This is a genomic window from Pseudomonas paraveronii (assembly GCF_963681955.1).
In the GTDB taxonomy this organism is placed as follows: Bacteria; Pseudomonadota; Gammaproteobacteria; order Pseudomonadales; family Pseudomonadaceae; genus Aquipseudomonas; species Aquipseudomonas paraveronii.
The window spans coordinates 3,801,068-3,826,755 of the sequence record NZ_OY817130.1; the positions used below are offsets into that span (position 1 = coordinate 3,801,068).

Below are 25,688 nucleotides of genomic sequence, written 5' to 3' on the forward strand. Positions count from 1 at the left end.
CCAAAACGTAGATTGCAGGGAGCATTTTAATGCGCGTCATTCTTTTCAGCAGCCAGACCTACGACCGCGACAGTTTTCTCGGCGTGCCGCTACCGCCCGGCCTGGAACTGCAATTCCAGCCCGCCCGGCTCACCCTCGACACCGTGGCCCTGGCCGAACACCACGAAGCGGTCTGCGCGTTTATCAACGATGACCTCAGCGCGCCCGTGCTCGAGCACCTGGCCAAGGGCGGCACTCGCTTGATCGCGCTGCGCTCGGCCGGTTACAACCATGTCGACCTCGCCGCCGCCAAGCGCCTGGGCCTGACCATCGTGCGGGTGCCCGCCTATTCGCCGCATGCCATCGCCGAACACGCCGTGGCGCTGATTCTCGCCCTGAACCGGCGCCTGCATCGTGCCTACAACCGCACCCGCGAGGGCGACTTCAGCCTGCACGGCCTGACCGGCTTCGACCTCGTCGGCAAGACCGTCGGTGTGGTCGGCACCGGGCAGATCGGCGCCACCTTCGCCAAGATCATGGCCGGCTTCGGCTGCCACCTGCTGGCCTACGACCCGTTTCCCAACCCGCTGGTCCAGGCCCTCGGCGCTCGCTATGTGAGCCTGCCCGAACTGCTGGCCGAGGCGCAGATCATCAGCCTGCACTGCCCGCTCACCGCCGACAGCAAGCACCTGATCAATGCGCGCTCCCTGGCGCAGATGCAAACCGGCGCGATGCTGATCAACACCGGGCGCGGTGGCCTGGTGGACACCCCCGCGCTGATCGAAGCACTCAAGGACGGCCAGCTCGGCTACCTGGGGCTGGATGTGTATGAAGAAGAAGCCCAGCTGTTTTTCGAGGACCGCTCCGACCTGCCCCTGCAAGACGACGTGCTCGCGCGCCTGTTGACGTTCCCCAACGTGATCGTCACCGCGCACCAGGCATTCCTCACCCGCGAGGCCCTGGCGGCGATTGCCGACACCACCCTGGCCAATATCGCGGCCTGGGCCGATGGCCGTGCGCAGAATCGTGTCGACGGATGATCAGCGGTCACATACCAGGCGCATGATCCACAGGCGCGCGTGCTAGGATGCCGCGCCTATTTGGAGGAACCATGGCCGAACACGATTTCCGCTTCAGCTTGCTGAGCCCGCAACACACCCTGATCGAATGCCGCGCCCTGGTGCCGGGCCGTTACCAGGTCACCGGCAACGGTGGTTCGATCAAGCATGGCGACGTACTGATCGTCACCTTGCGCGGCAGTAAAACCCTGTCGATGCGCCTCACCGTCGAAGGCGACGCGCGCTACTCCATCCGCCCGGCGGGCCAGTGGGTCGCCATGGCCCAAGGGCCGAAGTTCGGCGAGCTGGAGATTCACACCTGGAACGTCAACTGCGACAGCTGCGAGGCCGTGTTGGAGTTTGAATTCGCGGTGGAGACCAAGCTGACCAAGGAACCGCTGCAACCGGCCGCCAATGCGCGCATTGCCGAGTTGGGCTGGGCCAGCGAAGGCGCCAAGCACCGCTGCCCGAAATGCCAGAAGGCCGCGCAATGAAAGGCCTGCTTCTGCTGGCCGCCGTCGGGGCCGGCCTGATGGGCTGCGCCGGTGATGCGGTAAAGCTCGAGCAGGATCATAGCTACGTGGTGGAATGGATCGGTGAGCGGCCGCTGATGGATTACGCGCACCTGAGCGTCACCCTGGGCGCCGATGGTCGCGCCTACGGCAACGGCGGGTGCAACCACTGGTTTGCACCGTACACCGTGGAGGGCGACAAACTCAGCTTCGGCAAGATCGGCAGTACCCGCAAACTCTGCGGCGACGCCCTGATGGAGCAGGAACACCGCTTCTTCCAGGCCCTGCAAGGCGTTGAGCGCTGGGACATCTCGCCGATCGAGCAGACCCGTTTCTGGCCTGCCGAAGGCAAGCCCATTCGCCTGTGGCTGGAAGAAGGCTGATACCGCCGCCCGCAGGCTCAATGGGATCTAACTGTGGGAGGGAGCAAGCCCCCTCCTACATTTTCAACCGCGCAGGGCCTTGAGTTTGTCCAGCACGCCTTGCGCGGTCTGCTCGCCCATCAACTGCTCACGCACCTTGCCCTTGTCATCGATGATGTAAGTCACCGGCAACGCTTCGCTGCGTGGAATATCAAAGATCCCGTCCGGGTTCTGTGCCAGCACGGTGAACTTGATGCCCAGCTTGTCGCTGGCGTCCTTCAGTTCTGCACCCTGCACATTGTCGAAATTGACCCCGAACACGCCGACGTTCTGCCCTTTCAACTGTTCCGACAAGGCGTTGAGCTCAGGAATTTCCGTGCGACACGGGCCACACCATTCCGCCCAGTAGTTGACCACCAGCCATTGCTTGTCCAAGCGCTCGGCCGCCACTTTCTGGCCATATTGGTCAACGCCGTAGTCATTACCGCAGCCGCTGAGCAGCAGGGTTGTGATGATCGCCAATGCACCGATCAGTCGCCTTGTCATGGGGTAATCCTTCGCAAAAATGAACGTTGGCTGCGGCTGATCGCCTCTTACGGTTTAAGGACCGGGCGCAGCGCAGGTAGAATACCCGCCACCTTACGCAAGATGCGACCCGCACATGACCGATCTGACGCTTTATCACAACCCGCGCTGCTCGAAATCCCGCGGAGCGCTCGAACTGCTGGAAGCTCGCGGCCTCGCCCCGACGGTGGTGCGCTACCTGGAAACCCCGCTGAATGCCGCGCAATTGAAAGCCCTGCTGACCAAACTGGGGATCAGCGCACGCCAACTGCTGCGCACCGGCGAAGAGGAATACAAAACCCTCAACCTGGCAGACACGGCACTCAGCGAAACACAGTTGATCGCCGCCATCGCCGAGCACCCTAAGTTGATGGAACGTCCGATCCTCGAAACCACCGACAAAGCCATCATCGGCCGGCCGCCGGAGAACGTGCTGGAGCTCCTGCCGTGAGTACGCCGTATGTGCTGGTGTTGTATTACAGCCGCAACGGCTCGGTCAGCGAAATGGCCCGGCACATTGCCCGAGGTATCGAACAAGGCGGGATGGAAGCGCGCCTGCGCACCGTGCCGGCGATCTCTACCGAGTGCGAGGCGGTAGCGCCGAGCATTCCGGTCGAAGGCGCGCTGTACGCCAGCCTGGATGATTTGAAGCACTGTTCAGGCCTGGCCCTGGGCAGCCCGACCCGCTTCGGCAATATGGCCGCGCCGTTGAAGTACTTTATCGACGGCACCAGCAACCTCTGGCTGACCGGCGCCCTGGTCGGTAAACCGGCCGGGGTATTCACCTCCACCGCCAGCCTGCACGGCGGCCAGGAAACCACGCTGATGTCGATGCTGCTGCCGCTGCTGCACCACGGCATGCTGATCACCGGCCTGCCTTACAGCGAACAAGCGCTGCTGGACACCCAGGGTGGCGGCACGCCTTACGGCGCCAGCCACCATGCCGGGCCAGACGGCAAGCGCCTGCTGGATCAACATGAAATCGCCCTGTGCAAGGCCCTTGGCCTGCGCCTGGCGAAAACCGCTGTGCTGCTGGAGAACGGCCGTGGCCAAAAAACCTAAAATCCTGCCACCCCAGGCATGGCTGGAGCCGCGGGTCAAAGTCGCACGCGCGCTGAGCCTGCTGGCGTTTTTCGGCCTGGTCGGTCTGCTCTGCGTGTATTACCTGTTCATCGCCGACCTGCACGGCGCACGCCCGTGGGTGATCCTGCTGATCGAGTTGGTGCCGCTGCTGGTGCTGGCGCCGGGTATGCTGATCGGCAGCGCGCGCGGACACTCGTGGATGTGCTTTGTGGTGAACCTGTATTTCATCAAGGGCGCGCTGGCGGCCTATGACCCGAACCGCCAGTGGTTCGGTGTGCTGGAAATGCTGGCGAGCCTGGCGCTGTTCTGTACGGCGCTGCTGTATGTGCGCTGGCGGTTCCAGTTGGATCGGCGCTTGGCCGGCGAGGGTCAGCCAGCCTGACCCGCCATCATCGCGGACAAGCCCACAGTTGAAATGCAGTTTCCTGTGGGAGTGGGCTTGCCCGCGATGGCATCACCTCGGTCTCAATGATTGACCGTATACGCCAGCATCATCGACAACTGACACATCGGCCGCCCACTCTCGGCATGCCACTGGTTGAACGCCCCCTGCACCGTCGCCAGGTCGCGCAGGCTGGTGGGGGCCTTGTCGACGATCTTCTGCGCATGCAGTGCCGCGACCACGTCATCGCTCGGCACGAAGGTATCCTTGCCCACCATGCGCAGGAAGCGCGGCGCCGACAGCCCGCCCAATTGATGGCCGTGCTTGCTCAGGTATTTCCACAACCCGACGATGTCGGTCACCGGCCAATCGGCGATAAACGCGCCGAAACTGCCCTTCTCATGGGCGATGTCGAGGATCATCTGCGCGTTACGCGGCACGCTCTTGAGCTTGCCCAAGTGGCGGATGATGCGCGTGTCCTGCATCAAGCGCTCCAGGTGTTCGGCGCCCATCAGCACGACTTTTTCCGGGTCGAAGCCAAAGAACACCTGCTCGAACGCGGGCCATTTGGCATCCACGACGCTGTGCTTGAGCCCGGCGCGAAAAACCCGCAGCGCCAGGGTCGACAGGTAACGATCATCACTGATCTGGCGCAATTGCGCCGGCGTCTTGGGGACAGGCAGACGGGCTTCCAGTTCGGCCGCCGAACCGAAGCGGTTCAGACAATATTCGTGCAGCCATTTGTAATCGCGCATGCCCTCTCCTGGGGATTGAAATCAAAACGGCGCCTGTGAGCGCCGTCGTTCAGAGCGTTGAGAAACGTCAGAGGTTCACCACGTTGACGAAGCGCGAAGCGGCGTTCTCGTCGATACGCAGGCTGGTGAAGTCGAACAGGTTACGGTCGGCCAACTGCGACGGGATCACGTTCTGCAAGCTGCGAAAGATACTCTCGGTCCGCCCTGGGGTCTTGCGTTCCCAATCCTGGAGCATCTCCTTGACCACCTGGCGCTGCAGGTTTTCCTGGGAACCGCACAGGTTGCACGGGATGATCGGGAATTGCTTGAAGTCGGAGTAAGCCTGGATGTCCTTCTCGTTGCAATACGCCAGCGGGCGAATCACCACGTTGCGTCCATCATCGGCGCGCAGCTTGGGCGGCATGGCCTTGAGGGAGCCGTTGAAGAACATGTTGAGGAAGAACGTCTCGACGATATCGTCGCGGTGATGCCCCAGGGCCATCTTGGTCGCACCGATCTCATCGGCAAACGTGTAGAGCGTGCCACGGCGCAGGCGCGAACACAGCGAGCAGGTGGTCTTGCCCTCCGGGATCAGCTCCTTGACCACCGAATAGGTGTCTTTTTCGACGATGTGGTACTCGATGCCCAATGCCTTGAGGTAGGCCGGCAGCACGTCTTCGGGGAAGCCCGGTTGTTTCTGGTCCATGTTGACGGCGACGATCTCAAACTTGATCGGCGCGACCTTTTGCAGGTGCAGCAGCACGTCGAGCAGGGTGTAGCTGTCCTTGCCGCCGGAGAGGCAGACCATGACCTTATCGCCGTCCTCAATCATGTTGAAGTCGGCGACCGCTTCACCGGCCAGGCGACGCAGGCGTTTTTGCAGTTTGTTCTGGTTGACCGTAAGAGTGCCCATGGCGCTTGGATCCGCTAGAGGTGTGTGACGAAAAGCCGGGTATTTTACCGGTAAGGTTGGTCAAGTTCCAATGTGGGAGGGAGCAAGCCCCCTCCCACACTTGACCGCATTGCCAACCTACAGACCGCGCCGCGATTAAGCCCACTGTTTACAGCGCGATTTGCTCTAAAGCCCTACGGTTTTTCCGGTCATCACTTCCTATACTGCGACTTGAGGTCGCACATAACTATCCAGACCTTTCAGGCCATCTGGCCCGTGGGCGCTCCGATGGGGGGCGATGGTAATAACAACAGGAGTGACTGGCATGATCCATCACGTCGTGGGGCTTTTTACCCATCCCGACCAGGAATGGCGGGAAATTCGTGGCGATAAAGAAGAAAGCGTCGGCCACATGTACCTCACACACACCTTGATTCTTGCGGCGATCCCCGCCGTATCAGCCTATATCGGCACCACTCAGATCGGCTGGGTCATCGGCAACCGCTCCCCGGTCATGCTGACCCAGGAAAGCGCCTTGTGGATGACCCTCATGTCTTACGTGGCGATGCTCGGCGGCGTAGCGGTCATGGGCGCCTTCATTCACTGGATGGCGCGCACCTACGACGCCAGCCCCAGCATGGCGCGTTGTATCGCCTTTGCCACCTACACCGCCACACCGCTGTTTATCGGCGGGCTGGCGGCGCTCTACCCGCACATGTGGCTGGGGATGGTCGTCGGCACGGCGGCGATCTGTTACACGGTGTACCTGCTGTATGTGGGGTTACCGACGTTCATGAGCATCGATCCGGACGAAGGCTTCCTGTTTTCCAGCTCGGTGTTGGCCGTGGGCCTGGTCGTGCTGGTGGCAATCATGGCGTTTACTGTGATCGTCTGGGGCCTGGGCGTTGGCCCGATCTATACCAACTAAGCGGTTTCACCCAGCAGGCAAGGCCACCGCAAGGTGGCTTTGTGCGTCATGCATGACCATTCGGCGCCTGACCGATTCGGAAACACCCGCCTTTGCGGCATACTGGGCATCTCTGGAGAGATGTACAGCATGCCCGAGCAACTCAATACCCGCGTCGAAGATTGTTTCCTGCTAGCCGAATCCTTTTTCAAACGAAGCTTCAAACGCCCCCAGGTCAGCCTCAAGTTGCGGGGCCAGAAAGCCGGTGTCGCGCATTTGCACGAAAACCTGCTGCGCTTCAACCCACAGTTGTACCGAGAAAACAGCCAACACTTCCTCAAACAGACCGTGGCCCATGAAGTGGCGCACCTGATCGCCCACCAATTGTTTGGCGAACGCATCCAGCCCCATGGCGAGGAATGGCAACTGATCATGCGCGGCGTGTATGAACTGCCGCCGGACCGTTGCCACACCTATGAGATCAAGCGCCGCCAGGTGACCCGCTATATCTACCGCTGCCCATGTGCCGACAGCGACTTCCCGTTTTCGTCACAGCGCCATGGGTTGGTGAGGCAGGGGCGGCGTTATCTGTGCAGGCGCTGTCGGCAGACGTTGGTGTTTACCGGGGAAACTCGCGTCGAGTGAAATATGCGGTGTGTGTGAGGGCCTCATCGGGGGCAAGCCCCCTCCCACATTTTGACCCTGTTCACAGAGCTAATTGTGGGAGGGGGCTTGCCCCCGATGAGGCCCTCACAGTCCCTACACAACCACCTTGGCCCTACGCAACTCGCTGATGCGCTGTGAGCTCAAGCCCAACTCCATCAGCACTTCATCACTGTGTGCGCCCACAGCGGCCCCAATATGCCGGGGAGCTGGCAGCCCCTCGGAAAACTTCAGCGGGCAAGCCATCTGCGCCTGGGTCGAGCCGTCGGCCCGAGGCACCTGGGCGACCAACTCCCGCGCCTTCAACTGCGGATGCTCCACCGCTTCGCTCAGACTCAACACCGGTTCCACGCATGCATCCACCCCGGCAAACAACTCGCACAGCTCCTCGAAGCTGCGCTTCTCGAACTCAACCTGCAGCGCCTGCTTGAGCGCCTTTTGCTGCGCAGGCTTGGGCGACAAGCCTTGTGCCGCCAACTCCGGTCGTCCCAACGTTGCGCACAATTGCTGCATAAACGCCGGCTCCAGACTGCCGACCGACATCCAGCGCCCATCACGGGAGCGGTAATAATCGTAGAAACTGCCACCATTGAGCACATGGGTCTCCCAGCCGGGCTCCACGCCGCAGGCCAGATATCCAGCGCCGGCCATCGCATTCAAGCTGAACGAGCAGTCGGTCATGCTCACATCCAGGTATTGACCGACGCCGCTCTGTTGCCGCGCAATCACCGCCGCGAGCAGGCCCACCACCGCGTGCAGCGAGCCGCCGGCGACATCTGCCAATTGCACGCCCAAGGGCAGCGGCCCGCTGTCCTGACGCCCGGTATGGCTGGCCACTCCGGCCAACGCCAGATAGTTGATATCGTGCCCGGCGCGATCCTTGTAGGGGCCGGTCTGACCGTACCCGGTGATCGACACATAAATCAGCCGCGGGTTGATCGCCTTCAACGCCGCATACCCCAGGCCCAGGCGTTCCATCACCCCAGGGCGAAACTGTTCGAGCACGATGTCGTAGCCCTTGACCAGCTCGCGCACAATCTCCAGCGCCTCGGCCTGCTTCAGATCCAGGGCGAGGCTGCGCTTATTGCGATTGAGGTAAGCATGGCTCGCCGAGGTCCCCTGATCATGGGGCGGCAGCACGCGGAGCAGGTCCATGCGCGTGGGCGATTCGATGCGCAGCACCTCGGCGCCCATGTCCGCCAGCATCAGCGAAGCGAACGGGCCGGGCAGCAAGGTGGAAAAATCCAGTACTTTAAGGGACGCCAAGGGACCTGACATGGAGACTCCGTTTCCGATTCGACAGACCACAGCGTAGTCAGCCTTCAGCGCCCAGGGCAATCGTCAGAACGATCAGCGGCCGTGACCGTTTTGATCACGGCGGGCTTTTTCCCGACGACGGCCTTATCATTGACCCACGTTTGCTTGCAGGGTGTTCCATGAAATTCGCGATAGCAGTGTTTTCCGCCGCCCATGCGCCCTCCTCGCGTCGCGCCTTGCTGTTCGCCCAGGCGGCGCTGGCCGGCGGGCATGAGATTGTGCGGCTGTTTTTTTATCAGGATGGCGTCTACAGCGCCTCCAACACCATCGTTACGCCACAGGATGAGCAAGACATCGCCCGCCAATGGCGTGAGTTTGTCAGCGCACATCAGTTGGACGCCGTGGTCTGCATCGCCGCCGCCCTGCGCCGTGGTGTGCTCAACAGTGAAGAAGCCGCGCGCTACCAACGCAGCGCGGTGAACGTGGAGGCGCCATGGGAGCTGTCGGGCCTTGGGCAATTGCACGACGCGAGCCAGACCGCCGACCGCTTGATCTGTTTTGGAGGGCCGTGACATGTCCACATCCTTGCTGGTGATCAGCCGCCAGGCACCGTGGTCCGGGCCGAGCGCGCGGGAAGCCCTGGATATCGTATTGGCCGGCGGCGCGTTCGATCTGCCCATCGGCCTGCTGTTTCTGGATGACGGCGTGTTCCAACTGGCACCGCACCAGGACGCCAAGGCCGTGCAGCAAAAAGACCTCGGCGCCAACCTGCAGGCACTGGGGCTGTTCGGTATCGACGAGGTGTTTGCCTGCGAGCACAGCCTGGCCGCGCGCGGGCTGACGCACCCGGTCAATGCACAGCCGCTGAACAACGAACAGATTTCCCAGTTGATTGACCGTTACGACCAGGTGATAACCCTCTGATGTCGACTCTACATGTGGTGTCTCACTCCCCGTTTACCGATAGCCGCCTCGACAGCTGCCTGCGCATCTGCGGCAGCGACGATGCGATCCTGCTCTGTGGCGACGGCGCCTACGGGCTGCATCACCCGGCCCTGCAACTCAAGGGCGTGAAGGTGTTTGTGCTGGCCGAAGACAGCCTGGCGCGCAACCTGCCGCTGCCCGACTGGGCCGACTGCGTGGATTACCCAGGCTTCGTGCAGCTGTCGATCGACTACGACAAGGTCAACACCTGGCTATGAACACCCTGACCGTGGGCACGCACGCCCTCGAACTGGACAAGGACGGCTACCTCGTCGACCTGAACGAGTGGTCGGTCGACGTGGCCAACGCCCTGGCCGCCGCCGAAGCCCTCGAGCTGACCCCGGCGCACTGGGAAATCCTCGAGCTGCTGCGCCAGTTCTATCAAGAATTCCAGCTGTCCCCCGCCACGCGCCCGCTGATCAAGTACACCGCCTTGAAGCTGGGCGCAGACAAGGGCAACAGCCTGCACCTCAACAAACTGTTCAACGGCACTCCCGCCAAACTCGCCGCCAAGCTGGCGGGCCTGCCCAGGCCGACGAATTGCTTATGACCGACTTTGCCCCGCTGCCCCTCGAAACCCCCGCCGAGCACCCGTTTGCGCCGTTCGTGCGCATCCTGGGCAAAGGCAAGCGCGGCGCGCGCAACCTGACCCGCGAAGAAGCCCGCGAAGCCATGGGCATGCTGCTTGACGAAAAAGTCGAAGACACCCAGCTCGGCGCCTTCCTCATGCTGCTGCGCCACAAAGAGGAAAGCCCGGAAGAACTCGCCGGTTTCACCGAAGCGGTGCGCGAGCGCCTGCACGCGCCGGCGCTGAAGGTGGATGTCGACTGGCCGACCTACGCCGGCAAAAAGCGCCACCTGCCGTGGTTCCTGCTGGCCGCCAAGTGCCTGGCGCAGAACGGTGTGCGCATCCTCATGCATGGCGGCGGCGCCCACACCGCTGGCCGGTTGTACACCGAGCAATTGCTCGAAGGCCTGCAGATCCCGCTGTGCCGCAATTGGCAGCAGGTCGAGACGGCTTTCGAGCACGGCAACCTGGCGTTCATCCCGCTGGGCGATTGGGCACCGCAACTGCAACGCATGATCGACCTGCGCAACACCCTGGGCCTGCGCTCGCCGATCCACTCCCTGGCACGCCTGCTCAACCCACTGAACGCCCGCTGCGGCCTGCAAAGCATCTTCCACCCCGGTTACCAGGGTGTACACCGCGATGCCAGCGGCCTGCTCGGCGACAATGTGATTGTGGTCAAGGGCGATGGCGGTGAGATCGAGATCAACCCCGACACGATCAGCCACCTCTACGGCACCACCGGCGGCGAAAGTTGGGACGAAGAATGGCCCGCCCTCTCCGCTCAGCGCCATGTCAAACCGGCCAGCCTGGAGCCGGAGCAGTTGAAAGCGCTGTGGCGCGGCGATGTCGAGGACAGCTACCCGCAACTCGCCTTGATCGCCACCATGGCCCTGGCCTTGCGCGGCCTGGGTCATCCGCGGGAACAAGCGTTCGAACTGGCCCAGCACTACTGGGATGCGCGGGATAAATCGATTTAATCGATCATTTCGCCGCAGTTTTTGCGCTTTTAGTTCGAACTCATCCCTTTAGACTGGGCTCTAACGCTTATTAGCCAAGGAGCCAGTCATGGGTTTGCTGATCGAAGGACGCTGGCACGACCAGTGGTACGAAAGTAGCGCGGATGGCGCTTTCCAGCGAGAACAGGCGCAACGCCGCCACTGGGTGACCGCTGACGGCCAGCCCGGCCCCAGCGGCGAAGGTGGCTTCAAGGCCGAAGCCGGTCGTTACCACCTGTATGTGTCGCTCGCCTGCCCGTGGGCCCATCGCACACTGATCCTGCGCAAACTCAAGGGGCTGGAAGGTCTGATCGACGTGTCCGTGGTCAGCTGGCTGATGCTGGAAAACGGCTGGACCTTCGACAAGGCCCGCGGCTCCAGCGGCGACTCGCTGGATGGCTTCGCGTTCATGCACCAGCGCTACACCGCCGACACGGCCGATTACACCGGGCGCGTCACGGTGCCGGTGCTGTGGGACAAACACCTCAAGCGCATCGTCAGCAATGAATCGGCGGAGATCATCCGCATGTTCAACAGCGCGTTCAACGGGCTGACCGGCAACACCCTGGACTTCTACCCCGAAGCCCTGCGCGCGAGCATCGACGCGTTGAACGAGCGCATCTACCCCGCCGTGAACAACGGTGTGTACCGCGCAGGTTTCGCCACCTCGCAGCAGGCGTATGAACGTGCGTTCGATGATCTGTTTGCCGAACTTGACCACCTGGAACAGCACCTCGGCGAGCATCGCTACCTGGCCGGTGAGTACCTGACCGAGGCCGATGTGCGGCTGTTTACCACGCTGATTCGTTTTGACGCGGTGTATTACAGCCACTTCAAATGCAACCTGCGGCGGATTGCGGATTATCCGAATCTGTCGAACTGGTTGCGGGAAATGTTTCAGTGGCCGGGAGTGGCCGAGACGGTGGACTTTGCGCACATCAAGGGGCATTACTATGCCAGCCACCGCACCATCAATCCGACGGGGATTGTGCCCAAGGGGCCGTTGCAGGTGTTTGATGCCCCGCATGATCGTGGGCGGTTGAGCGGTAAGGGCGTCTGGCGCTGATCCAGAGGATGGGTTGGATCAAATGGCCGCATCGGGGTGTACGGACGGAGACATCCTTTACAAACGAGACCGGGGACATCCTTTACGTTTCTGGGTGCTGGATAGCCGGCTTGCACCGCTGTCTAGCCTACCCAGTGGATAGTTACATAGGTACATGTCCCACACGTTGTCGTCCACTTCTCGCAGTCCAACGGACTCTCCTACCAGTGACTCACTCAAAAAGATCATCCTGCCCCTCCACTTCATTGACCCGTCTGTTCTGACCTTGCGTACCTCCATATCCGCTCCATATTCGGCAGGAGGTACCCAGCCTGTATAGATCCTTGGCGATTTATCGTACAGATCGTTCGGCACCTTCATGTCTAACGCCTCGTGCGGCCGATCATGATTGAATTCCTGTCGAAATCGTTCAAACGCCAACTGCTGCTGGACCATATTGGCTTCTGGCGTCTTCAGTAACGCGGCCTTGAGTGAGCGATGCATACGCTCATGCCGCCCGTTCTGATCGGGTCGCCCCGGCTGAATACGCTCTGGGTAGATACCCAGTCGTATCCACCAGACGGCCAGACTCGAGAGCCTGCTGAGACCGGTTGAGGCGAAGGGTGAACCGTTGTCAGTCCGGATGACATCAGGCAGACCGTACTCGCGAAAAGCCCAGTCAAAACCCTCGCGGGCCCCAGCCACACTGGGCTGCGCACGACACAACAATATGAATCTGCTGGCCTGATCCGTGAGTGTCAGCGGGTAACAGCGTCGGCCATCCGCCATTAAAAAGTCGCCTTTGAAGTCAGCGGCCCACGTTTGATTGGGGAGATCTGCCGGGCGAAGTTTGACGGGGCCGGTAGGCGGGCGATTGCGCTTGCGCCGCTCTTGAACCAGTCCCGCTCGTTTGAGCCATTCCCCTGCCGTGCTGGGTGCCGGCCAATGACATTCCGGATAGCGATTGGAAAGGACCTTGACCAGCTTTTTGGGGCCCCAGTCATGGTGTTGATGCTTGAGCTCGATTAGAGCAGCAATATGCGCATCGCACGTTTGAAAAGGGCTTGAGAGTGGACGGCGTGAGGCGTCCTTGAGCCCGTCCAGGCCAGCAGTGGCATACCGTTGCAGCCACTTGTCCAAGGTCGGTCGACTAATGCCGTAGCTCAATGCCAGTTGACGTTTTGAATAGGCGCTGGACAGCCAGTCGCCTATCAATCTGACTTTTTGGTCCATAGGGGACTCTCGATTCCATGACATGGCCAGTTACCTCCTGGCCATGATTAATACATGTAAACGATGTCTCCGGTTTCAAACGTAAAGGATGTCTCCGGTCTGTACCGGGGCAAGCCCCCTCCCACATTGGAATGCATTCCAAAATGTGGGAGGGGGCTTGCCCCCGATGCATTTAGGCTCAGACCTGGGCCTGGGCGCCTTCAAACCATTTGAGCTTCTCGCGCAGCACCACCACCTCACCGACGATCACCAGCGTCGGCGCATGCACTTCATGCTCCGCCACCATGCGCGGCAAGTCGGCCAGGGTGCCGGTGAACACGCGCTGGTTGGACGTGGTGCCCTGCTGGATCAACGCCGCCGGCGTGTCCGCCGAACGCCCATGCTTGATCAGCTGTTCGCAGATGATCGGTAAACCGATCAAGCCCATGTAGAACACCAGCGTCTGCGACGGGCCCACCAGATCACTCCAAGGCAGGTCGGAGGTGCCGTTCTTCAAGTGTCCGGTGATAAAGCGTACCGATTGCGCATAGTCGCGGTGAGTCAGCGGAATCCCGGCATACGCCGCGCAGCCGCTGGCCGCGGTGATGCCCGGCACCACCTGGAACGGAATGCCATGGGCCGCCAGTTCTTCGATCTCTTCGCCGCCACGGCCAAAGATGAACGGATCGCCACCCTTGAGGCGCAGCACACGCTTGCCTTGCTTGGCCAGGTCGACCAGTTGTTGGTTGATCTGGTCCTGGGGCACAGCGTGGTCAGCACGACGCTTACCCACGTACACGCGCTCGGCGTCACGCCGGCACAGCTCAAGAATCGCCGGGGCCACCAGGCGGTCGTAGAGCACCACATCGGCCTGCTGCATCAAGCGCAAGGCGCGGAAGGTCAACAGATCCGGATCGCCGGGGCCGGCACCCACCAGGTAGACTTCGCCCGGCGCATACGGCGGTGCGCCGTTGACCTTTTCGATCAGCAAACGCTCGGCTTCATCGCCCTGCCCGGCCAATTGCCGATCAGCAATCTGGCCCTGAAAGACTTCTTCCCAGAACGCGCGGCGCTGCTGCACATCCGGGTACAAGCGCTTGACCTGAGCCCGAAAGCGCGCTGCCAGCCCGGCCAGTTGGCCATACGTGGACGGAATCCAGGTTTCCAGCTTGGCCCGGATCAAGCGTGCCAGCACCGGCGCATCGCCGCCGCTGGACACCGCGATCACCAACGGCGAACGGTCGACAATCGCCGGGAAGATCACGCTGCACAGGGCTGGCGCATCCACCACGTTGACCGGTACGCAACGGCGCTTGGCATCACTGGACACTTGCGCGTTCAGCGGTTCGTCGTCCGTTGCGGCGATGATCAGGGTGCAACCGTCGAGGTCGGCCTCCTGATAACCGCGCACGATCAGTTCCCCGCCACTGCCCTGCACCAGTTCACGCAACTGGTTTTCGATCTGGGGAGCAACCACCCGCAGCAGCGCGCCAGCGTCGGCCAACAGCCGGGACTTGCGCAAGGCAATCTCCCCGCCGCCGACGACCAACACACGACTGCCGCGCAGGTTATGGAACAGCGGCAGAAATTCCATTTAACCGATGACCTCGATGCCCGCCATGTAAGGCTTGAGCACGTCCGGCACACGGATCGAACCGTCGGCCTGCTGGTAGTTTTCCAGCACGGCCACCAGGGTACGGCCTACGGCCAGGCCCGAACCGTTCAGGGTGTGCACCAGTTCCGGCTTGCCGGTTTCCGGGTTGCGGAAACGCGCCTGCATGCGACGGGCCTGGAAATCACCGCAGTTGGAGCACGACGAGATCTCGCGGTATTTGTCCTGGCTCGGCACCCACACTTCGAGGTCGTAGGTCTTCACGGCGCTGAAACCCATGTCACCAGTACACAGCGCCAACACGCGGTACGGCAGTTCCAGCAGTTGCAGCACGCGTTCGGCGTTGGCGGTCAGGCCTTCGAGGGCTTCCATGGAAGTCGACGGCTCGACAACCTGCACCATCTCGACTTTGTCGAACTGGTGCTGGCGGATCATGCCGCGGGTGTCGCGCCCCGATGCTCCGGCTTCACTGCGGAAGCACGGAGTGTGCGCAACGAGCTTGAGCGGCAGGTGCTTGGCGTCGAGGATCTCGCCGGCCACGATGTTGGTCAGCGACACTTCGGCGGTCGGGATCAGGTACAGGTCGGCTTCGCCATCGCGGCTGATCTTGAACAGGTCTTCCTCGAACTTCGGCAACTGGCCGGTCCCCTGCAGGGCCGGGGCCTGAACCAGATACGGCGTGTAAGCCTCTTCGTAACCGTGTTCGCCGGTGTGCAGGTTGATCATGAACTGCGCCAGGGCGCGATGCAGGCGGGCAATCGGGCCACGCAGCAAGGCAAAGCGCGCGCCGGACAGCTTGGCGGCGGTTTCGAAATCCAGGCCACCGCTGAGTTCGCCCAGGGCGACGTGGTCCTTGATCTCGAAATCAAAGGCCTTTGGCGTGCCCCAGCGGCGCACTTCGACGTTACCCTCTTCGTCCGCACCGACCGGCACCGACTCGTGCGGCAGGTTCGGAATGCCCAGCAGGATCGAATCCAGTTCGCCTTGAATCTTGTCCAGTTCGACTTTGCCGTCGGACAACTCGGTGCCCATGCGCTCGACATCCGCCATCAACGGCGCGATGTCTTCGCCGCGCTGCTTGGCCTGACCGATGGACTTGGAACGCGCATTACGCTCAGCCTGCAGTGCTTCGGTGCGGGTCTGGACGGTCTTGCGCTGTTCTTCCAGCGCTTCGATGCGCGCAACATCCAAGGCAAAGCCACGGGATGCCAGGCGGTCCGCTACGTCCTGAAGGTTGCTACGTAACAGTTTGGAATCGAGCATGTCGGTCTCTCGTTTATCAAAGTTTGGTCAAGGACAGGCCGGCCCAGGTGGCGAGCAGCCCGCCGAACACGCTGATGCCCAGGTACCCGAAGGCGACCAGGACCTGCCCGCTTTCCAGCAGGCGCACCGTATCCAGTGAAAAGGATGAAAAGGTCGTCAGACCGCCTACAAAACCGACAATCAAGCCGGCACGAATTTCAATCGGCACTTCCGGGCGCAACAGGAACCAGCCATACAACAGCCCGATAATCAAGCAGCCCACCAGGTTGACCGCCAGGGTCGCGGCATAAAAATGCCTCGGCCAGTTGGCGTTTACCCAAGTACCAGTGGCGAAACGCAATAATGTACCAGCGATGCCGGCAACGGACACGGCAAGAATCGTCTTGAGCACTACTTTCTCCGCTGTTTGGGGCTGAGGCGGTCGAGTTGAGCGAGGTGATTGAGCTTTTCACCGATCTTCAGCTCCAGGCCACGGGGCACCGGCTGGTAGAACGGCTGCGGCTCAAGCTCGTCAGGGAAGTAATCTTCGCCGGCGGCATAGGCGTCCGGCTCATCGTGGGCGTAGCGGTATTCATCACCGTAACCCAGTTGTTTCATCAGCTTGGTGGGCGCATTGCGCAGGTGCAGCGGCACTTCGAGGGAGCCATGTTCGGCCGCGGCGCGCAGTGCCGACTTGAAGCCCATGTACACCGCATTACTTTTCGGCGCACACGCCAGGTAGGTAATGGCCTGGGCCACCGCCAGTTCGCCTTCGGGGCTGCCGAGGCGCTCCTGCACTTCCCACGCCGCAAGGCACAGGCTCAGGGCGCGGGGGTCGGCGTTGCCGATGTCTTCACTGGCCATGCGCACCACGCGGCGCGCCAGGTACAGCGGATCACAGCCACCGTCGATCATGCGCGCGAACCAGTACAACGCGCCGTCGGGGTTGGAGCCGCGTACCGACTTGTGCAGCGCCGAAATCTGATCGTAGAACGCTTCGCCACCCTTGTCGAAACGCCGGCGTGTGTCGCCGAGCAGGCTTTGCAGGAGCTCGACGCCAATCTCGCTGCCGTCTTCGGCCAGGTCGGACGCGTTCTCCAGCAGGTTGAGAAAACGTCGCCCGTCGCCATCGGCGGCGCTGAACAGGATCTTGAAGCCTTCATCGCTGAGGCTCAACTGGCGCTTGCCCAAGCCCTTGTCTTCTCTCAAGGCGCGCTGCAGCAGCTTTCGCATCGCCGCTTCATCCAAGCTCTTGAGCACATACACCCGCGCCCGCGAGAGCAAGGCGTTGTTCAATTCGAAGGACGGGTTCTCGGTGGTTGCACCGATAAAAATCAGCGTGCCGTCTTCGACATACGGCAAGAACGCGTCCTGCTGCGACTTGTTGAAGCGATGCACTTCGTCGACGAACAGGATGGTGCGCTTGCCATATTGCCCGGCCTGCTGCTTGGCCACTTCCACCGCCTGGCGGATCTCCTTGACCCCGGCCAGCACCGCCGAGACCGTTTCGAAGTGGGCATCCGAGACTTTCGCCAGCAGCCGCGCGAGGGTGGTTTTACCCACCCCCGGCGGCCCCCAGAAAATCATCGAGTGCAGCGCACCCTGCTCCAGGGCTTCGCGCAAAGGCTTGCCGCGAGCGAGCAGGTGTTCCTGACCGACGTACTCATCCAGGTTGGTCGAACGCAAGCGTGCGGCCAGGGGTTGAGCGATCGGGGCACTTCGAAACAGGTCCATGGGCAGCGTTTGAAACCTCTAGGCAGGTTATTCCTGGATCACGTCGGCACCCTTGGGGATGTCGAACTTGAACTTGGAGGCGGGCACCGGCTCGTTGGCCTTGACCCCGGTGAACAGGATATTGGTGCGCTGGCCGACGCTGTCGACCAGTTGCATGTCATTGATCACACCGTTGCGGAACGACAGGCGCAGGCTGTCGAACAGCGTGTCCTTGGATTTCGGCTTGAGGGTGAAGTCGATCACATTGCTGGCTTGCTTGGAGGTGATGTCGAAACTGTCGCTGATTTTCGATACATCGCCCGACAGCAGCAGCGCCGGGGTCTGGTTCAGGCGCGGGTCGAGCTTCTTGATGGTCGCCTGTTCCAGGTCCGGGTCCCACAACGTGACTTTTTGGCCGTCCGAGACGATGGTCTGCTCATTCGGCGCGTCGGTCTTCCAGTAGAACAACCCTGGGCGTTGCACGGCCATTTCACCGGCGGTTTCCTGCAACTGGGTGCCGCCGCCGTCCAGGGTCAACTGGGAGAAGCGCGCAGTCAGGGTCTTGGATTTGTCCAGCAGGTTGGTCAGGCTGGCGACGGAGGCCGGATCAGCGTGAGCCGAAACAGCAGTCAGGGCCAGTGCCGGCAACAACAGCATGCGGATAAGACGCATGGGAGTCCTCATTGAGTCGTTAGGGCGTGCCGCGTGCTGCCACGCGGCGCGTGATCAGTCGCGCATCTGCCCGGGAGCGATGACTTCGCGCGAGCCGTTGGTGTTCATTGCGGTGACGACACCGGCATTTTCCATGGATTCAATCATGCGGGCGGCGCGGTTGTAGCCGATTTTCAGCTTGCGCTGTACGGCAGAGATCGAGGCGCGACGGCTTTCCAACACGAAGGCGACCGCTTCGTCGTACAGCGCGTCGGTTTCGGCATCATCGTCGCCACCGCTGCTGCCGCCATCGAAGCCGCTGCCGGCTTCTTCAACACCGGCGAGGATGTCGTCGTTGTATTCCGGCGCACCGCGCAGTTTCCAGGCTTCCACCACACGATGCACTTCATCGTCGGAAACGAACGCGCCATGCACGCGAATCGGCAGGCTGGTGCCCGGCGGCATGTAGAGCATGTCACCGTGGCCCAGCAGCTGTTCGGCGCCACCCTGGTCGATGATGGTCCGCGAGTCGATCTTGCTCGACACCTGGAACGCCATGCGCGTCGGGATGTTGGCCTTGATCAGACCGGTGATCACATCCACCGACGGCCGCTGGGTCGCAAGAATCAAGTGGATACCGGCGGCACGCGCCTTCTGGGCGATACGTGCGATCAACTCTTCAACCTTCTTGCCGACGATCATCATCATGTCGGCAAATTCGTCGACCACCACGACGATGGTCGGCAACTTGGTCAGCAATGGCGCTTCGTCGTGGATGCTTTCGCGCTTGTACAACGGGTCGGTCAGCGGCGTGCCGGCGTCCTGGGCTTCCTTGACCTTGGCATTGAAGCCCGACAGGTTGCGCACGCCCATCTTCGCCATCAGCTTGTAGCGCCGCTCCATCTCGGCAACGCTCCAGCGCAGGGCGTTGGCGGCGTCCTTCATGTCGGTGACCACCGGGCACAGCAGGTGCGGAATGCCTTCGTAGATCGACAATTCGAGCATCTTCGGATCGATCATGATCAGCTTGGCGTCTTCCGGGCCGGACTTGAACAGGATCGACAGGATCATCGCGTTCACACCCACCGACTTACCCGAGCCGGTAGTACCGGCCACCAGCAGGTGAGGCATTTTCGCCAGGTCCGTGATCACCGGCTTGCCGCCGATGTCATGGCCCAGGGCCAGGGTGACCGGCGATTTGAAGTTGTCGTATTCCGGGGTCGACAGCACCTCGGAGAAGCGCACGATCTGGCGGTCTTCGTTGGGAATCTCGATGCCCACGGTGGTTTTGCCGGGGATCACTTCCACCACGCGCACGCTGGTCACGGCCAGGGAACGGGCGAGGTCTTTGGCCAGGTTGGAGATACGGCTGACCTTGACCCCGGCCGCTGGCTGGATTTCGTAACGGGTAATCACCGGGCCGGGGTGGATCGAGTCCACCGACACTTCGACACCGAATTCCTTGAGTTTGATTTCCAGCAAATGGCCGACGGCCGCCAGGGACTCAGGGGAATAGTTGAGTTGTTTCTTCTCGGCCGGGTCGAGAATCGAGATCGGCGGCAATGTGCCTTCGACCGCGCTGTCGACAAACAACGGCGCCTGTTTCTCTTTCTGCACGCGATGGCTCGGCTCGGGAGCCTTGATCGGTGCCGGGGCGATGACCGGCGGCACCTGTTTCTCGCGGTCCGACATGTGCTTGCTCAGGGCTTGCTCGCGCTCGATCAGGCGTTCCTTGACCTTGGCTTGTTCACGCCGGTCCGGCGTGCTCGGGGCCACGACCTCGTTGACGCGGGTGTCCACCTCGCGCAGTTGGGCCACCATACGCTTGCGCTCGACCCGAGCCGACCACCAGCGGTTGGCGGCGCCCTGGAACAGTTCCAGCAGGTCGAGGGTGATTTTGCCGGTCACGTCCATCACCTTGAACCACGACAGGTCGGTGAACACGGTGAGGCCAAACAGGAACAGCGCGATAAACATCAGGGTGCTGCCCTGGATATTCAGGGTCTTGCGGGCCAGGTCGCCGAGACTCTCACCCAGCGCACCGCCTGCTCCCGCCGGCAGGCCGGTTGGGGCATGGAAATGGATATGCGCCAATGCCGCACCGGACAGCACCAGGAACACCAGGCCGATCAGGCGCCAGGAAAACAGCCAGCCGCTCCACTGCCACGGCTCATGACGCTGGCGGAAGATCTGCCAGGTCTTGATCGCCAGCAGCAACGGGAAGATGTAAGCGAAATAACCCAGCACCATGAACAGGATATCGGCGCTGTAGGAACCGGCAGGCCCACCGAAGTTCTGCACGTCTTCGATCTTGCTGTTGTGGCTCCAGCCCGGATCGTCCTTGCCATAGGTGAGCAAGGCCATCATCAGGAACAGGCACAGGGCGCCGATGGCGATCAGTGCACCTTCCTTGAGCCGATAATGCAGGTGCTGACGCCAGGCCGGCACGACTGTTTTTTGTGTCGCGGTGGATTTCTTCAAAACGGGTCTTTTCCTGCGCCTTTAGCGCGTCCATCTGTTGAATGACTGCACACTGCCGCCCAATCCGAGCAGCTGAAAAAATATACGAACGTCGTTAAATCTACCTTTAACACCGAGCGATTGACGAGTGAAACGGCGATAACGCCAGAATGCCCGCATTGTACGGGTTTGTGTCCCTGATGCCACGCACTTGCCCCTTGCGCGGCAGCCTGAACAATTCAAGTGTCACATACTGTTCAATTTGAGCACGCATTGCCTTTGCTGACAAAGGCTTATGCGCTGTTTCTAGCAATCCAGGCAAGGTTGGCAATTGGCCTGCATGGGGCAGTCCCGAATACGACCACGTCTCTGAGAGAGAGTTGCAGAAACACCCGTTCACGCTAATCCACACCAATGCCCGATTCGGGCTGGCTCCCTGGCGCCGGGTCGACAATAATCAATCTTCTCAGGGCAGGCCCCGTACCTGCCACCCCCCTCCCCTTCCGTAAGCCTGGATGCCATGCTGACCTGGTTACAACGCGACACCCTGACCTTCCCCCCGCTGGCCAAAGCCATGCGCGAACCCAATGGCCTGCTCGCCGCCGGTGGCGACCTGTCGGCCGAGCGGCTGATCCAGGCCTATCGCCACGGCTGCTTTCCGTGGTTCTCGCAAGGCCAGCCGATTCTCTGGTGGTCACCGGACCCACGCACCGTGATCTTCCCCGACGAACTGCACGTATCCCGCAGCCTGGGCAAATTATTGCGCCAGCAGCGCTACAGCGTGACCTTCGACCAGGACTTCGCCGCGGTCATCCAGGCCTGCGCCGCGCCACGCGCCTATGCAGATGGCACCTGGATCACCGAGGGCATCCAGAGCGCCTACCAGGAGCTGCACACGCGGGGTTACGCGCATTCGGTAGAGGTCTGGGACAACGGCGAACTGGTGGGCGGCCTATATGGGCTGGCGATGGGCCGGTTGTTTTTTGGCGAGTCGATGTTCAGCCGCGCCGATAACGCCTCGAAGTTCGGCTTTGCCACACTGACCCGGCAGCTACAGGCGTGGGGATTTGTGCTGATCGACTGCCAGATGCCCAATGATCACTTGCACAGCCTGGGCGCGCGGGCCATACCGCGCAGCGACTTCGCCGGTTTCCTGCGCGACTATCTGGACCAACCCAGCGCTGGACCGTGGGTTTCCTAGGCGACTTCCTCGCACCTGGCTTACACTTATTTCAAAGCTTATCCGAGGGTTGATCATGACCGAGCTGGCGCGATTGAAGTTTTATGCCACTCAAGCCCACGCTTGCAGCTATCTGCCCGACGAACAGGCCACCACGCTGTTCCTCGATCCCAGCCAGCCGATGGATGTGCATGTGTATGCCGACCTCTCGGAAATGGGGTTTCGGCGCAGCGGCGATCACCTGTACCGACCGCACTGCCAAAACTGCAATGCCTGCGTACCAGCCCGAATTCCGGCGGCGCAGTTTGTGCCAGACCGCAACCAGAAGCGCATCCTCAAGCGCAACGCGGACCTGACTGTCACGGCGGCCAATCCCAGGTTCAGTGAAGAGTATTTCGACCTTTACCAGCGCTACATCGAACAACGCCACGCCGACGGCGATATGTTCCCACCCAGTCGCGACCAGTTTTCCACGTTCCTGGTGCGTGAACTGCCCTTCTCGCGTTTCTACGAATTTCGACTCGACGGGCGCTTGCTAGCCGTCGCCGTGACCGATTTGCTGCCCAATGGCCTGTCGGCGGTGTACACCTTCTATGAACCGGCCGAAGAGCGGCGCAGCCTGGGGCGTTTCGCGATCCTCTGGCAAATCGGCGAAGCCCTGCGCCTGGAACTGGAGGCGCTGTACCTTGGATACTGGATCAAAAACTGCAAAAAGATGAACTACAAGACCCAATATCGCCCCATTGAACTGCTGATTAATCAAAGATGGGTCACGCTTAACTAGAACCCCTTGGCTTAAACACCCTTTTTCGGGCACAATGCACGCCGCTTTTGCCTGGCGCAGTTGCACCGGGCCATTCACTGGATACCGAGGGCTTTACTGCATGTCGAAAGAAGACAGCTTCGAAATGGAAGGCACTGTCGTCGACACCCTGCCCAACACCATGTTTCGTGTGGAGTTGGAAAATGGGCACGTCGTAACCGCGCATATCTCCGGCAAGATGCGCAAGAACTACATTCGTATTCTTACCGGTGACAAAGTGCGCGTCGAGCTGACGCCCTATGACCTGAGCAAAGGGCGCATCACTTACCGCGCCCGTTAATCAAGTCAATACAAGACGCCCGGTTATGCCGGGCGTTTTTGTGTGCTCAGGATTTACCTGAAACCCAATGTGGGAGGGAGCTTGCCCTCGATGGCGGTGTGCCAGTAGACACATCTGTTGCTGATACACCGCTATCGGGGGCAAGCCCCCTCCTACATTGGATCGCCATTGTTCTGGCAATTGCATTTCAAGGCAGCAAAAAGGCGCCTTTCGGCGCCTTTTGCGTAGTTGCAGAACAATCAGGCCATTTCGGCCGTGGTTTCGAACTCGAAGGTCAGCTCGCCGTCCTTCAGGTCGATATGCACCACGCCACCGTGGTCGGCAAGTTCGCCAAACAGGATCTCTTCGGCCAATGGCCGCTTGATCTTGTCCTGGATCAGACGCGCCATCGGGCGAGCGCCCATTGCCGCGTCGTAACCACCCTCGGCCAGCCAATTGCGCGCCGCGTCCGTCACCTCCAACTGCACGCGCTTGTCTTCCAACTGCGCTTGAAGCTCGGTGAGGAACTTGTCCACCACGTTTTTGATGACCTCATGGCTGAGGCGACCAAACTGGATAATGGTGTCCAGACGGTTGCGGAACTCCGGCGTGAAGCTCTTCTTGATCACTTCCATCGCATCGGAAGAGTGATCCTGATGTGTAAAGCCGATCGAAGCCCGCGCGGCGGTTTCAGCACCGGCGTTGGTGGTCATGATCACGATCACGTTGCGGAAGTCCGCCTTGCGCCCGTTGTTGTCGGTCAGGGTGCCGTGATCCATGACCTGCAGCAGCAGGTTGAAGACTTCCGGGTGTGCCTTCTCGATTTCATCGAGGAGCAATACGCAATGCGGCTGCTTGGTGATCGCCTCGGTCAACAGACCGCCCTGATCAAAACCGACATAGCCCGGAGGCGCACCGATCAGGCGCGACACGGTGTGACGCTCCATGTATTCGGACATGTCGAACCGCACCAGCTCAATGCCCATGGCCTTGGCCAACTGCCGGGCCGCTTCGGTCTTGCCAACGCCGGTCGGACCGGCGAACAGGAACGAACCGACTGGCTTGTCCGGCGACTTGAGGCCCGCCCGCGACAACTTGATCGCGGTGGACAGCGAGTCGATGGCGGCATCCTGGCCAAACACGGTGAGCTTGAGGTCGCGCTCCAGGTTACGCAGTAGCTCTTTGTCGGAACTGCTGACGTGTTTTGGCGGAATCCGCGCGATCTTGGCCACTATCGCCTCGACCTGAGACACGTCGATGCGCTTCACACGCTTCTCGACCGGCTGCAGGCGCTGATAGGCACCCGCCTCGTCGATCACATCGATGGCCTTGTCCGGCATGTGCCGGTCATTGATGTAGCGCGACGCCAGCTCGGCAGCGGCACGCAGCGCCTCATCGGTGTACTCGACGCCATGGTGCGCCTCGAAACGCCCCCTGAGGCCACGCAGGATACCGATGGTGTCCTCAACCGAAGGCTCGGACACGTCGACTTTCTGAAAACGACGCGCCAGGGCACGGTCTTTCTCGAAGATCCCGCGAAATTCCTGGAATGTGGTCGAACCGATGCAGCGAATATCACCCGACGACAACAACGGCTTGAGCAGGTTGGAAGCATCCATCACCCCGCCAGACGCCGCACCAGCACCAATGATGGTGTGGATTTCATCGATGAACAGGATCGCCTGCGGGCGTTTTTTCAGCTCGCCGAGCAACGCCTTGAAGCGCTTCTCGAAATCGCCACGGTACTTGGTCCCGGCAAGCAACGCGCCGAGGTCAAGAGAGTAGACGACGCTGTTGGCCAACAGGTCCGGCACCTGGTTGTCGACGATACGCTTGGCCAGGCCTTCGGCAATCGCGGTTTTACCCACGCCCGCCTCACCCACCAGCAACGGGTTGTTCTTGCGACGACGCGCGAGGATCTGCGCCACACGCTCAACCTCAGACTCACGCCCCACCAGCGGATCGATCCGCCCCTGGCGCGCCAGCTCATTGAGATTGCTGGCATAGGCATCCAATGGATTGCCCGAAGAAGAAGACTCACCGCCCTCGTCGTCCTGCATATCCTGCTCACCCTCGGAATGTTCGCCGTGCCCAGGCACTTTGGAGATACCGTGGGCGATGTAGTTGACGACATCGATACGGGCAACGCTCTGCTGTTTCAGCAGAAACACTGCCTGGCTTTCCTGTTCACTGAAGATGGCGACAAGCACGTTGGCGCCCGTGACTTCACGCTTACCGGAGCTCTGCACGTGGAAAACAGCACGCTGCAATACCCGCTGAAAGCCCAGGGTCGGCTGGGTTTCACGGTCCTCGTCATGCACGGGGATCAGTGGCGTCGTGGAGTCGATGAACTCCTGCAGGTCATGCTTGAGTTTGTCGAGATTGGCGCCGCACGCACGCAGAACGGTGGCGGCAGCTTCGTTATCCAAAAGTGCCAGCAGCAGGTGCTCGACGGTCATGAATTCATGACGCTTCGAACGAGCCTCCTTGAAGGCAAGATTGAGGGTGACTTCGAGCTCGCGGTTTAACATAGCTTCACCTCATACCC

Annotated in this window: 29 protein-coding genes; 17 read left to right on the top strand and 12 right to left on the bottom strand. The window is 61.2% G+C overall.

Annotated features, from left to right (window positions below; translation table 11 throughout):
* Window positions 1-29: 29 nt before the first annotated feature.
* The 3 genes from U5A08_RS17385 (at window position 30) to U5A08_RS17395 (ending at window position 1,932) form a co-directional block, all read left to right on the top strand.
* Window positions 30-1,019, top strand: a complete 990-nt coding sequence (locus U5A08_RS17385) for a 2-hydroxyacid dehydrogenase (RefSeq protein WP_253396712.1) — start codon at window positions 30-32, stop codon at window positions 1,017-1,019.
* Between the two features lie 71 nt (window positions 1,020-1,090).
* A complete protein-coding gene (locus U5A08_RS17390) occupies window positions 1,091-1,531 on the top strand; it encodes a hypothetical protein (protein ID WP_169881558.1) in 441 nt (146 codons plus the stop codon).
* A complete protein-coding gene (locus tag U5A08_RS17395; RefSeq protein ID WP_253396716.1) occupies window positions 1,528-1,932 on the top strand; it encodes an META domain-containing protein in 405 nt (134 codons plus the stop codon). Before U5A08_RS17390 ends, U5A08_RS17395 begins: the two co-directional genes overlap by 4 nt.
* Before the next feature lie 63 nt (window positions 1,933-1,995).
* Here the strand turns inward: U5A08_RS17395 and U5A08_RS17400 are convergent, their stop codons facing one another.
* A complete protein-coding gene (locus tag U5A08_RS17400; protein WP_253396718.1) occupies window positions 1,996-2,457 on the bottom strand; it encodes a TlpA disulfide reductase family protein in 462 nt (153 codons plus the stop codon).
* A 115-nt stretch (window positions 2,458-2,572) separates the two neighbouring features.
* Between U5A08_RS17400 and arsC the strand changes: the two genes are divergently transcribed.
* The 3 genes from arsC to U5A08_RS17415 are packed head-to-tail and all read left to right on the top strand — an operon-like array spanning window position 2,573 to window position 3,940.
* The gene (gene arsC / locus U5A08_RS17405) at window positions 2,573-2,926 is read left to right on the top strand and encodes an arsenate reductase (glutaredoxin) (protein ID WP_321847676.1); all 354 of its coding nucleotides are present in this window, start codon (window positions 2,573-2,575) and stop codon (window positions 2,924-2,926) included.
* On the top strand, window positions 2,923-3,537 hold the full coding sequence (gene wrbA, locus U5A08_RS17410) for an NAD(P)H:quinone oxidoreductase (protein WP_321847678.1): 615 nt from the start codon (window positions 2,923-2,925) through the stop codon (window positions 3,535-3,537). The genes arsC and wrbA overlap by 4 nt, the downstream gene beginning before the upstream one ends.
* Entirely contained in the window at window positions 3,521-3,940 is a 420-nt protein-coding gene (locus U5A08_RS17415) for a DUF2069 domain-containing protein (protein WP_253396723.1), read from the top strand. Before wrbA ends, U5A08_RS17415 begins: the two co-directional genes overlap by 17 nt.
* An 83-nt stretch (window positions 3,941-4,023) precedes the next feature.
* On the opposite strand, the gene U5A08_RS17420 is transcribed toward U5A08_RS17415, so the two are convergent.
* On the bottom strand, window positions 4,024-4,695 hold the full coding sequence (locus tag U5A08_RS17420) for a DNA-3-methyladenine glycosylase I (protein WP_253396725.1): 672 nt from the start codon (window positions 4,693-4,695) through the stop codon (window positions 4,024-4,026).
* A 67-nt stretch (window positions 4,696-4,762) separates the two neighbouring features.
* Entirely contained in the window at window positions 4,763-5,587 is an 825-nt protein-coding gene (ttcA, locus tag U5A08_RS17425) for a tRNA 2-thiocytidine(32) synthetase TtcA (RefSeq protein WP_253396727.1), read from the bottom strand.
* A gap of 304 nt (window positions 5,588-5,891) precedes the next feature.
* On the opposite strand from ttcA, the gene U5A08_RS17430 reads away from it, so the two are divergent.
* Both U5A08_RS17430 and U5A08_RS17435 read left to right on the top strand, forming a co-directional pair.
* Window positions 5,892-6,494: a Yip1 family protein gene (locus U5A08_RS17430; RefSeq protein WP_247405141.1), complete on the top strand. Its 603-nt coding sequence runs from the start codon at window positions 5,892-5,894 to the stop codon at window positions 6,492-6,494.
* A gap of 129 nt (window positions 6,495-6,623) precedes the next feature.
* A complete protein-coding gene (locus U5A08_RS17435) occupies window positions 6,624-7,118 on the top strand; it encodes a SprT family zinc-dependent metalloprotease (RefSeq protein WP_026140162.1) in 495 nt (164 codons plus the stop codon).
* Between the two features lie 114 nt (window positions 7,119-7,232).
* Here the strand turns inward: U5A08_RS17435 and U5A08_RS17440 are convergent, their stop codons facing one another.
* Window positions 7,233-8,414 carry a CaiB/BaiF CoA transferase family protein gene (locus tag U5A08_RS17440; RefSeq protein ID WP_253396729.1) on the bottom strand — a complete coding sequence of 394 codons (1,182 nt, stop codon included), beginning with the start codon at window positions 8,412-8,414 and terminating at the stop codon, window positions 7,233-7,235.
* Window positions 8,415-8,572: 158 nt separating this feature from the next.
* On the opposite strand from U5A08_RS17440, the gene tusD reads away from it, so the two are divergent.
* The 6 genes from tusD to U5A08_RS17470 all read left to right on the top strand — a co-directional run bounded on the left by tusD (window position 8,573) and on the right by U5A08_RS17470 (window position 12,009).
* Window positions 8,573-8,965 (top strand): sulfurtransferase complex subunit TusD, encoded by a 393-nt coding sequence (tusD, locus tag U5A08_RS17445; RefSeq protein ID WP_321847683.1) that lies wholly within the window; start codon window positions 8,573-8,575, stop codon window positions 8,963-8,965.
* A gap of 1 nt (window position 8,966) precedes the next feature.
* Window positions 8,967-9,317, top strand: coding sequence for a sulfurtransferase complex subunit TusC (tusC, locus tag U5A08_RS17450; RefSeq protein ID WP_321847684.1), 351 nt, complete (start codon window positions 8,967-8,969; stop codon window positions 9,315-9,317).
* On the top strand, window positions 9,317-9,595 hold the full coding sequence (gene tusB / locus U5A08_RS17455) for a sulfurtransferase complex subunit TusB (protein ID WP_253396735.1): 279 nt from the start codon (window positions 9,317-9,319) through the stop codon (window positions 9,593-9,595). Before tusC ends, tusB begins: the two co-directional genes overlap by 1 nt.
* Entirely contained in the window at window positions 9,592-9,927 is a 336-nt protein-coding gene (locus tag U5A08_RS17460) for a TusE/DsrC/DsvC family sulfur relay protein (protein WP_247404614.1), read from the top strand. Before tusB ends, U5A08_RS17460 begins: the two co-directional genes overlap by 4 nt.
* Window positions 9,924-10,925, top strand: a complete 1,002-nt coding sequence (locus tag U5A08_RS17465) for a glycosyl transferase family protein (protein ID WP_253396738.1) — start codon at window positions 9,924-9,926, stop codon at window positions 10,923-10,925. Before U5A08_RS17460 ends, U5A08_RS17465 begins: the two co-directional genes overlap by 4 nt.
* Before the next feature lie 88 nt (window positions 10,926-11,013).
* On the top strand, window positions 11,014-12,009 hold the full coding sequence (locus tag U5A08_RS17470) for a glutathione S-transferase family protein (protein ID WP_321847689.1): 996 nt from the start codon (window positions 11,014-11,016) through the stop codon (window positions 12,007-12,009).
* Window positions 12,010-12,066: 57 nt separating this feature from the next.
* On the opposite strand, the gene U5A08_RS17475 is transcribed toward U5A08_RS17470, so the two are convergent.
* The 7 genes from U5A08_RS17475 to U5A08_RS17505 all read right to left on the bottom strand — a co-directional run bounded on the left by U5A08_RS17475 (window position 12,067) and on the right by U5A08_RS17505 (window position 20,899).
* Window positions 12,067-13,245 (bottom strand): integrase core domain-containing protein, encoded by a 1,179-nt coding sequence (locus tag U5A08_RS17475; protein ID WP_425262807.1) that lies wholly within the window; start codon window positions 13,243-13,245, stop codon window positions 12,067-12,069.
* A gap of 154 nt (window positions 13,246-13,399) precedes the next feature.
* Window positions 13,400-14,794 carry a siroheme synthase CysG gene (gene cysG / locus U5A08_RS17480; RefSeq protein WP_321847694.1) on the bottom strand — a complete coding sequence of 465 codons (1,395 nt, stop codon included), beginning with the start codon at window positions 14,792-14,794 and terminating at the stop codon, window positions 13,400-13,402.
* Window positions 14,795-16,075 carry a serine--tRNA ligase gene (serS, locus tag U5A08_RS17485; RefSeq protein WP_253396745.1) on the bottom strand — a complete coding sequence of 427 codons (1,281 nt, stop codon included), beginning with the start codon at window positions 16,073-16,075 and terminating at the stop codon, window positions 14,795-14,797.
* Window positions 16,076-16,091: 16 nt separating this feature from the next.
* Complete coding sequence (gene crcB / locus U5A08_RS17490) at window positions 16,092-16,466, bottom strand: fluoride efflux transporter CrcB (protein WP_247404599.1); 375 nt, start codon at window positions 16,464-16,466, stop codon at window positions 16,092-16,094.
* Complete coding sequence (locus tag U5A08_RS17495; protein WP_321847697.1) at window positions 16,466-17,788, bottom strand: replication-associated recombination protein A; 1,323 nt, start codon at window positions 17,786-17,788, stop codon at window positions 16,466-16,468. The genes crcB and U5A08_RS17495 overlap by 1 nt, the downstream gene beginning before the upstream one ends.
* Window positions 17,789-17,815: 27 nt before the next feature.
* On the bottom strand, window positions 17,816-18,439 hold the full coding sequence (gene lolA, locus U5A08_RS17500; protein ID WP_247397136.1) for an outer membrane lipoprotein periplasmic chaperone LolA: 624 nt from the start codon (window positions 18,437-18,439) through the stop codon (window positions 17,816-17,818).
* A 54-nt stretch (window positions 18,440-18,493) separates the two neighbouring features.
* Complete coding sequence (locus U5A08_RS17505; protein ID WP_253396749.1) at window positions 18,494-20,899, bottom strand: DNA translocase FtsK; 2,406 nt, start codon at window positions 20,897-20,899, stop codon at window positions 18,494-18,496.
* A 499-nt stretch (window positions 20,900-21,398) separates the two neighbouring features.
* On the opposite strand from U5A08_RS17505, the gene aat reads away from it, so the two are divergent.
* The 3 genes from aat (at window position 21,399) to infA (ending at window position 23,161) form a co-directional block, all read left to right on the top strand.
* Window positions 21,399-22,079: a leucyl/phenylalanyl-tRNA--protein transferase gene (aat, locus tag U5A08_RS17510; RefSeq protein WP_321847700.1), complete on the top strand. Its 681-nt coding sequence runs from the start codon at window positions 21,399-21,401 to the stop codon at window positions 22,077-22,079.
* 55 nt (window positions 22,080-22,134) lie between these two features.
* Entirely contained in the window at window positions 22,135-22,842 is a 708-nt protein-coding gene (locus U5A08_RS17515; RefSeq protein ID WP_253396753.1) for an arginyltransferase, read from the top strand.
* A 100-nt stretch (window positions 22,843-22,942) separates the two neighbouring features.
* Window positions 22,943-23,161: a translation initiation factor IF-1 gene (gene infA, locus U5A08_RS17520; RefSeq protein ID WP_002553999.1), complete on the top strand. Its 219-nt coding sequence runs from the start codon at window positions 22,943-22,945 to the stop codon at window positions 23,159-23,161.
* A gap of 239 nt (window positions 23,162-23,400) precedes the next feature.
* On the opposite strand, the gene clpA is transcribed toward infA, so the two are convergent.
* On the bottom strand, window positions 23,401-25,671 hold the full coding sequence (clpA, locus tag U5A08_RS17525; protein ID WP_247397124.1) for an ATP-dependent Clp protease ATP-binding subunit ClpA: 2,271 nt from the start codon (window positions 25,669-25,671) through the stop codon (window positions 23,401-23,403).
* Window positions 25,672-25,688 lie beyond the last annotated feature (17 nt).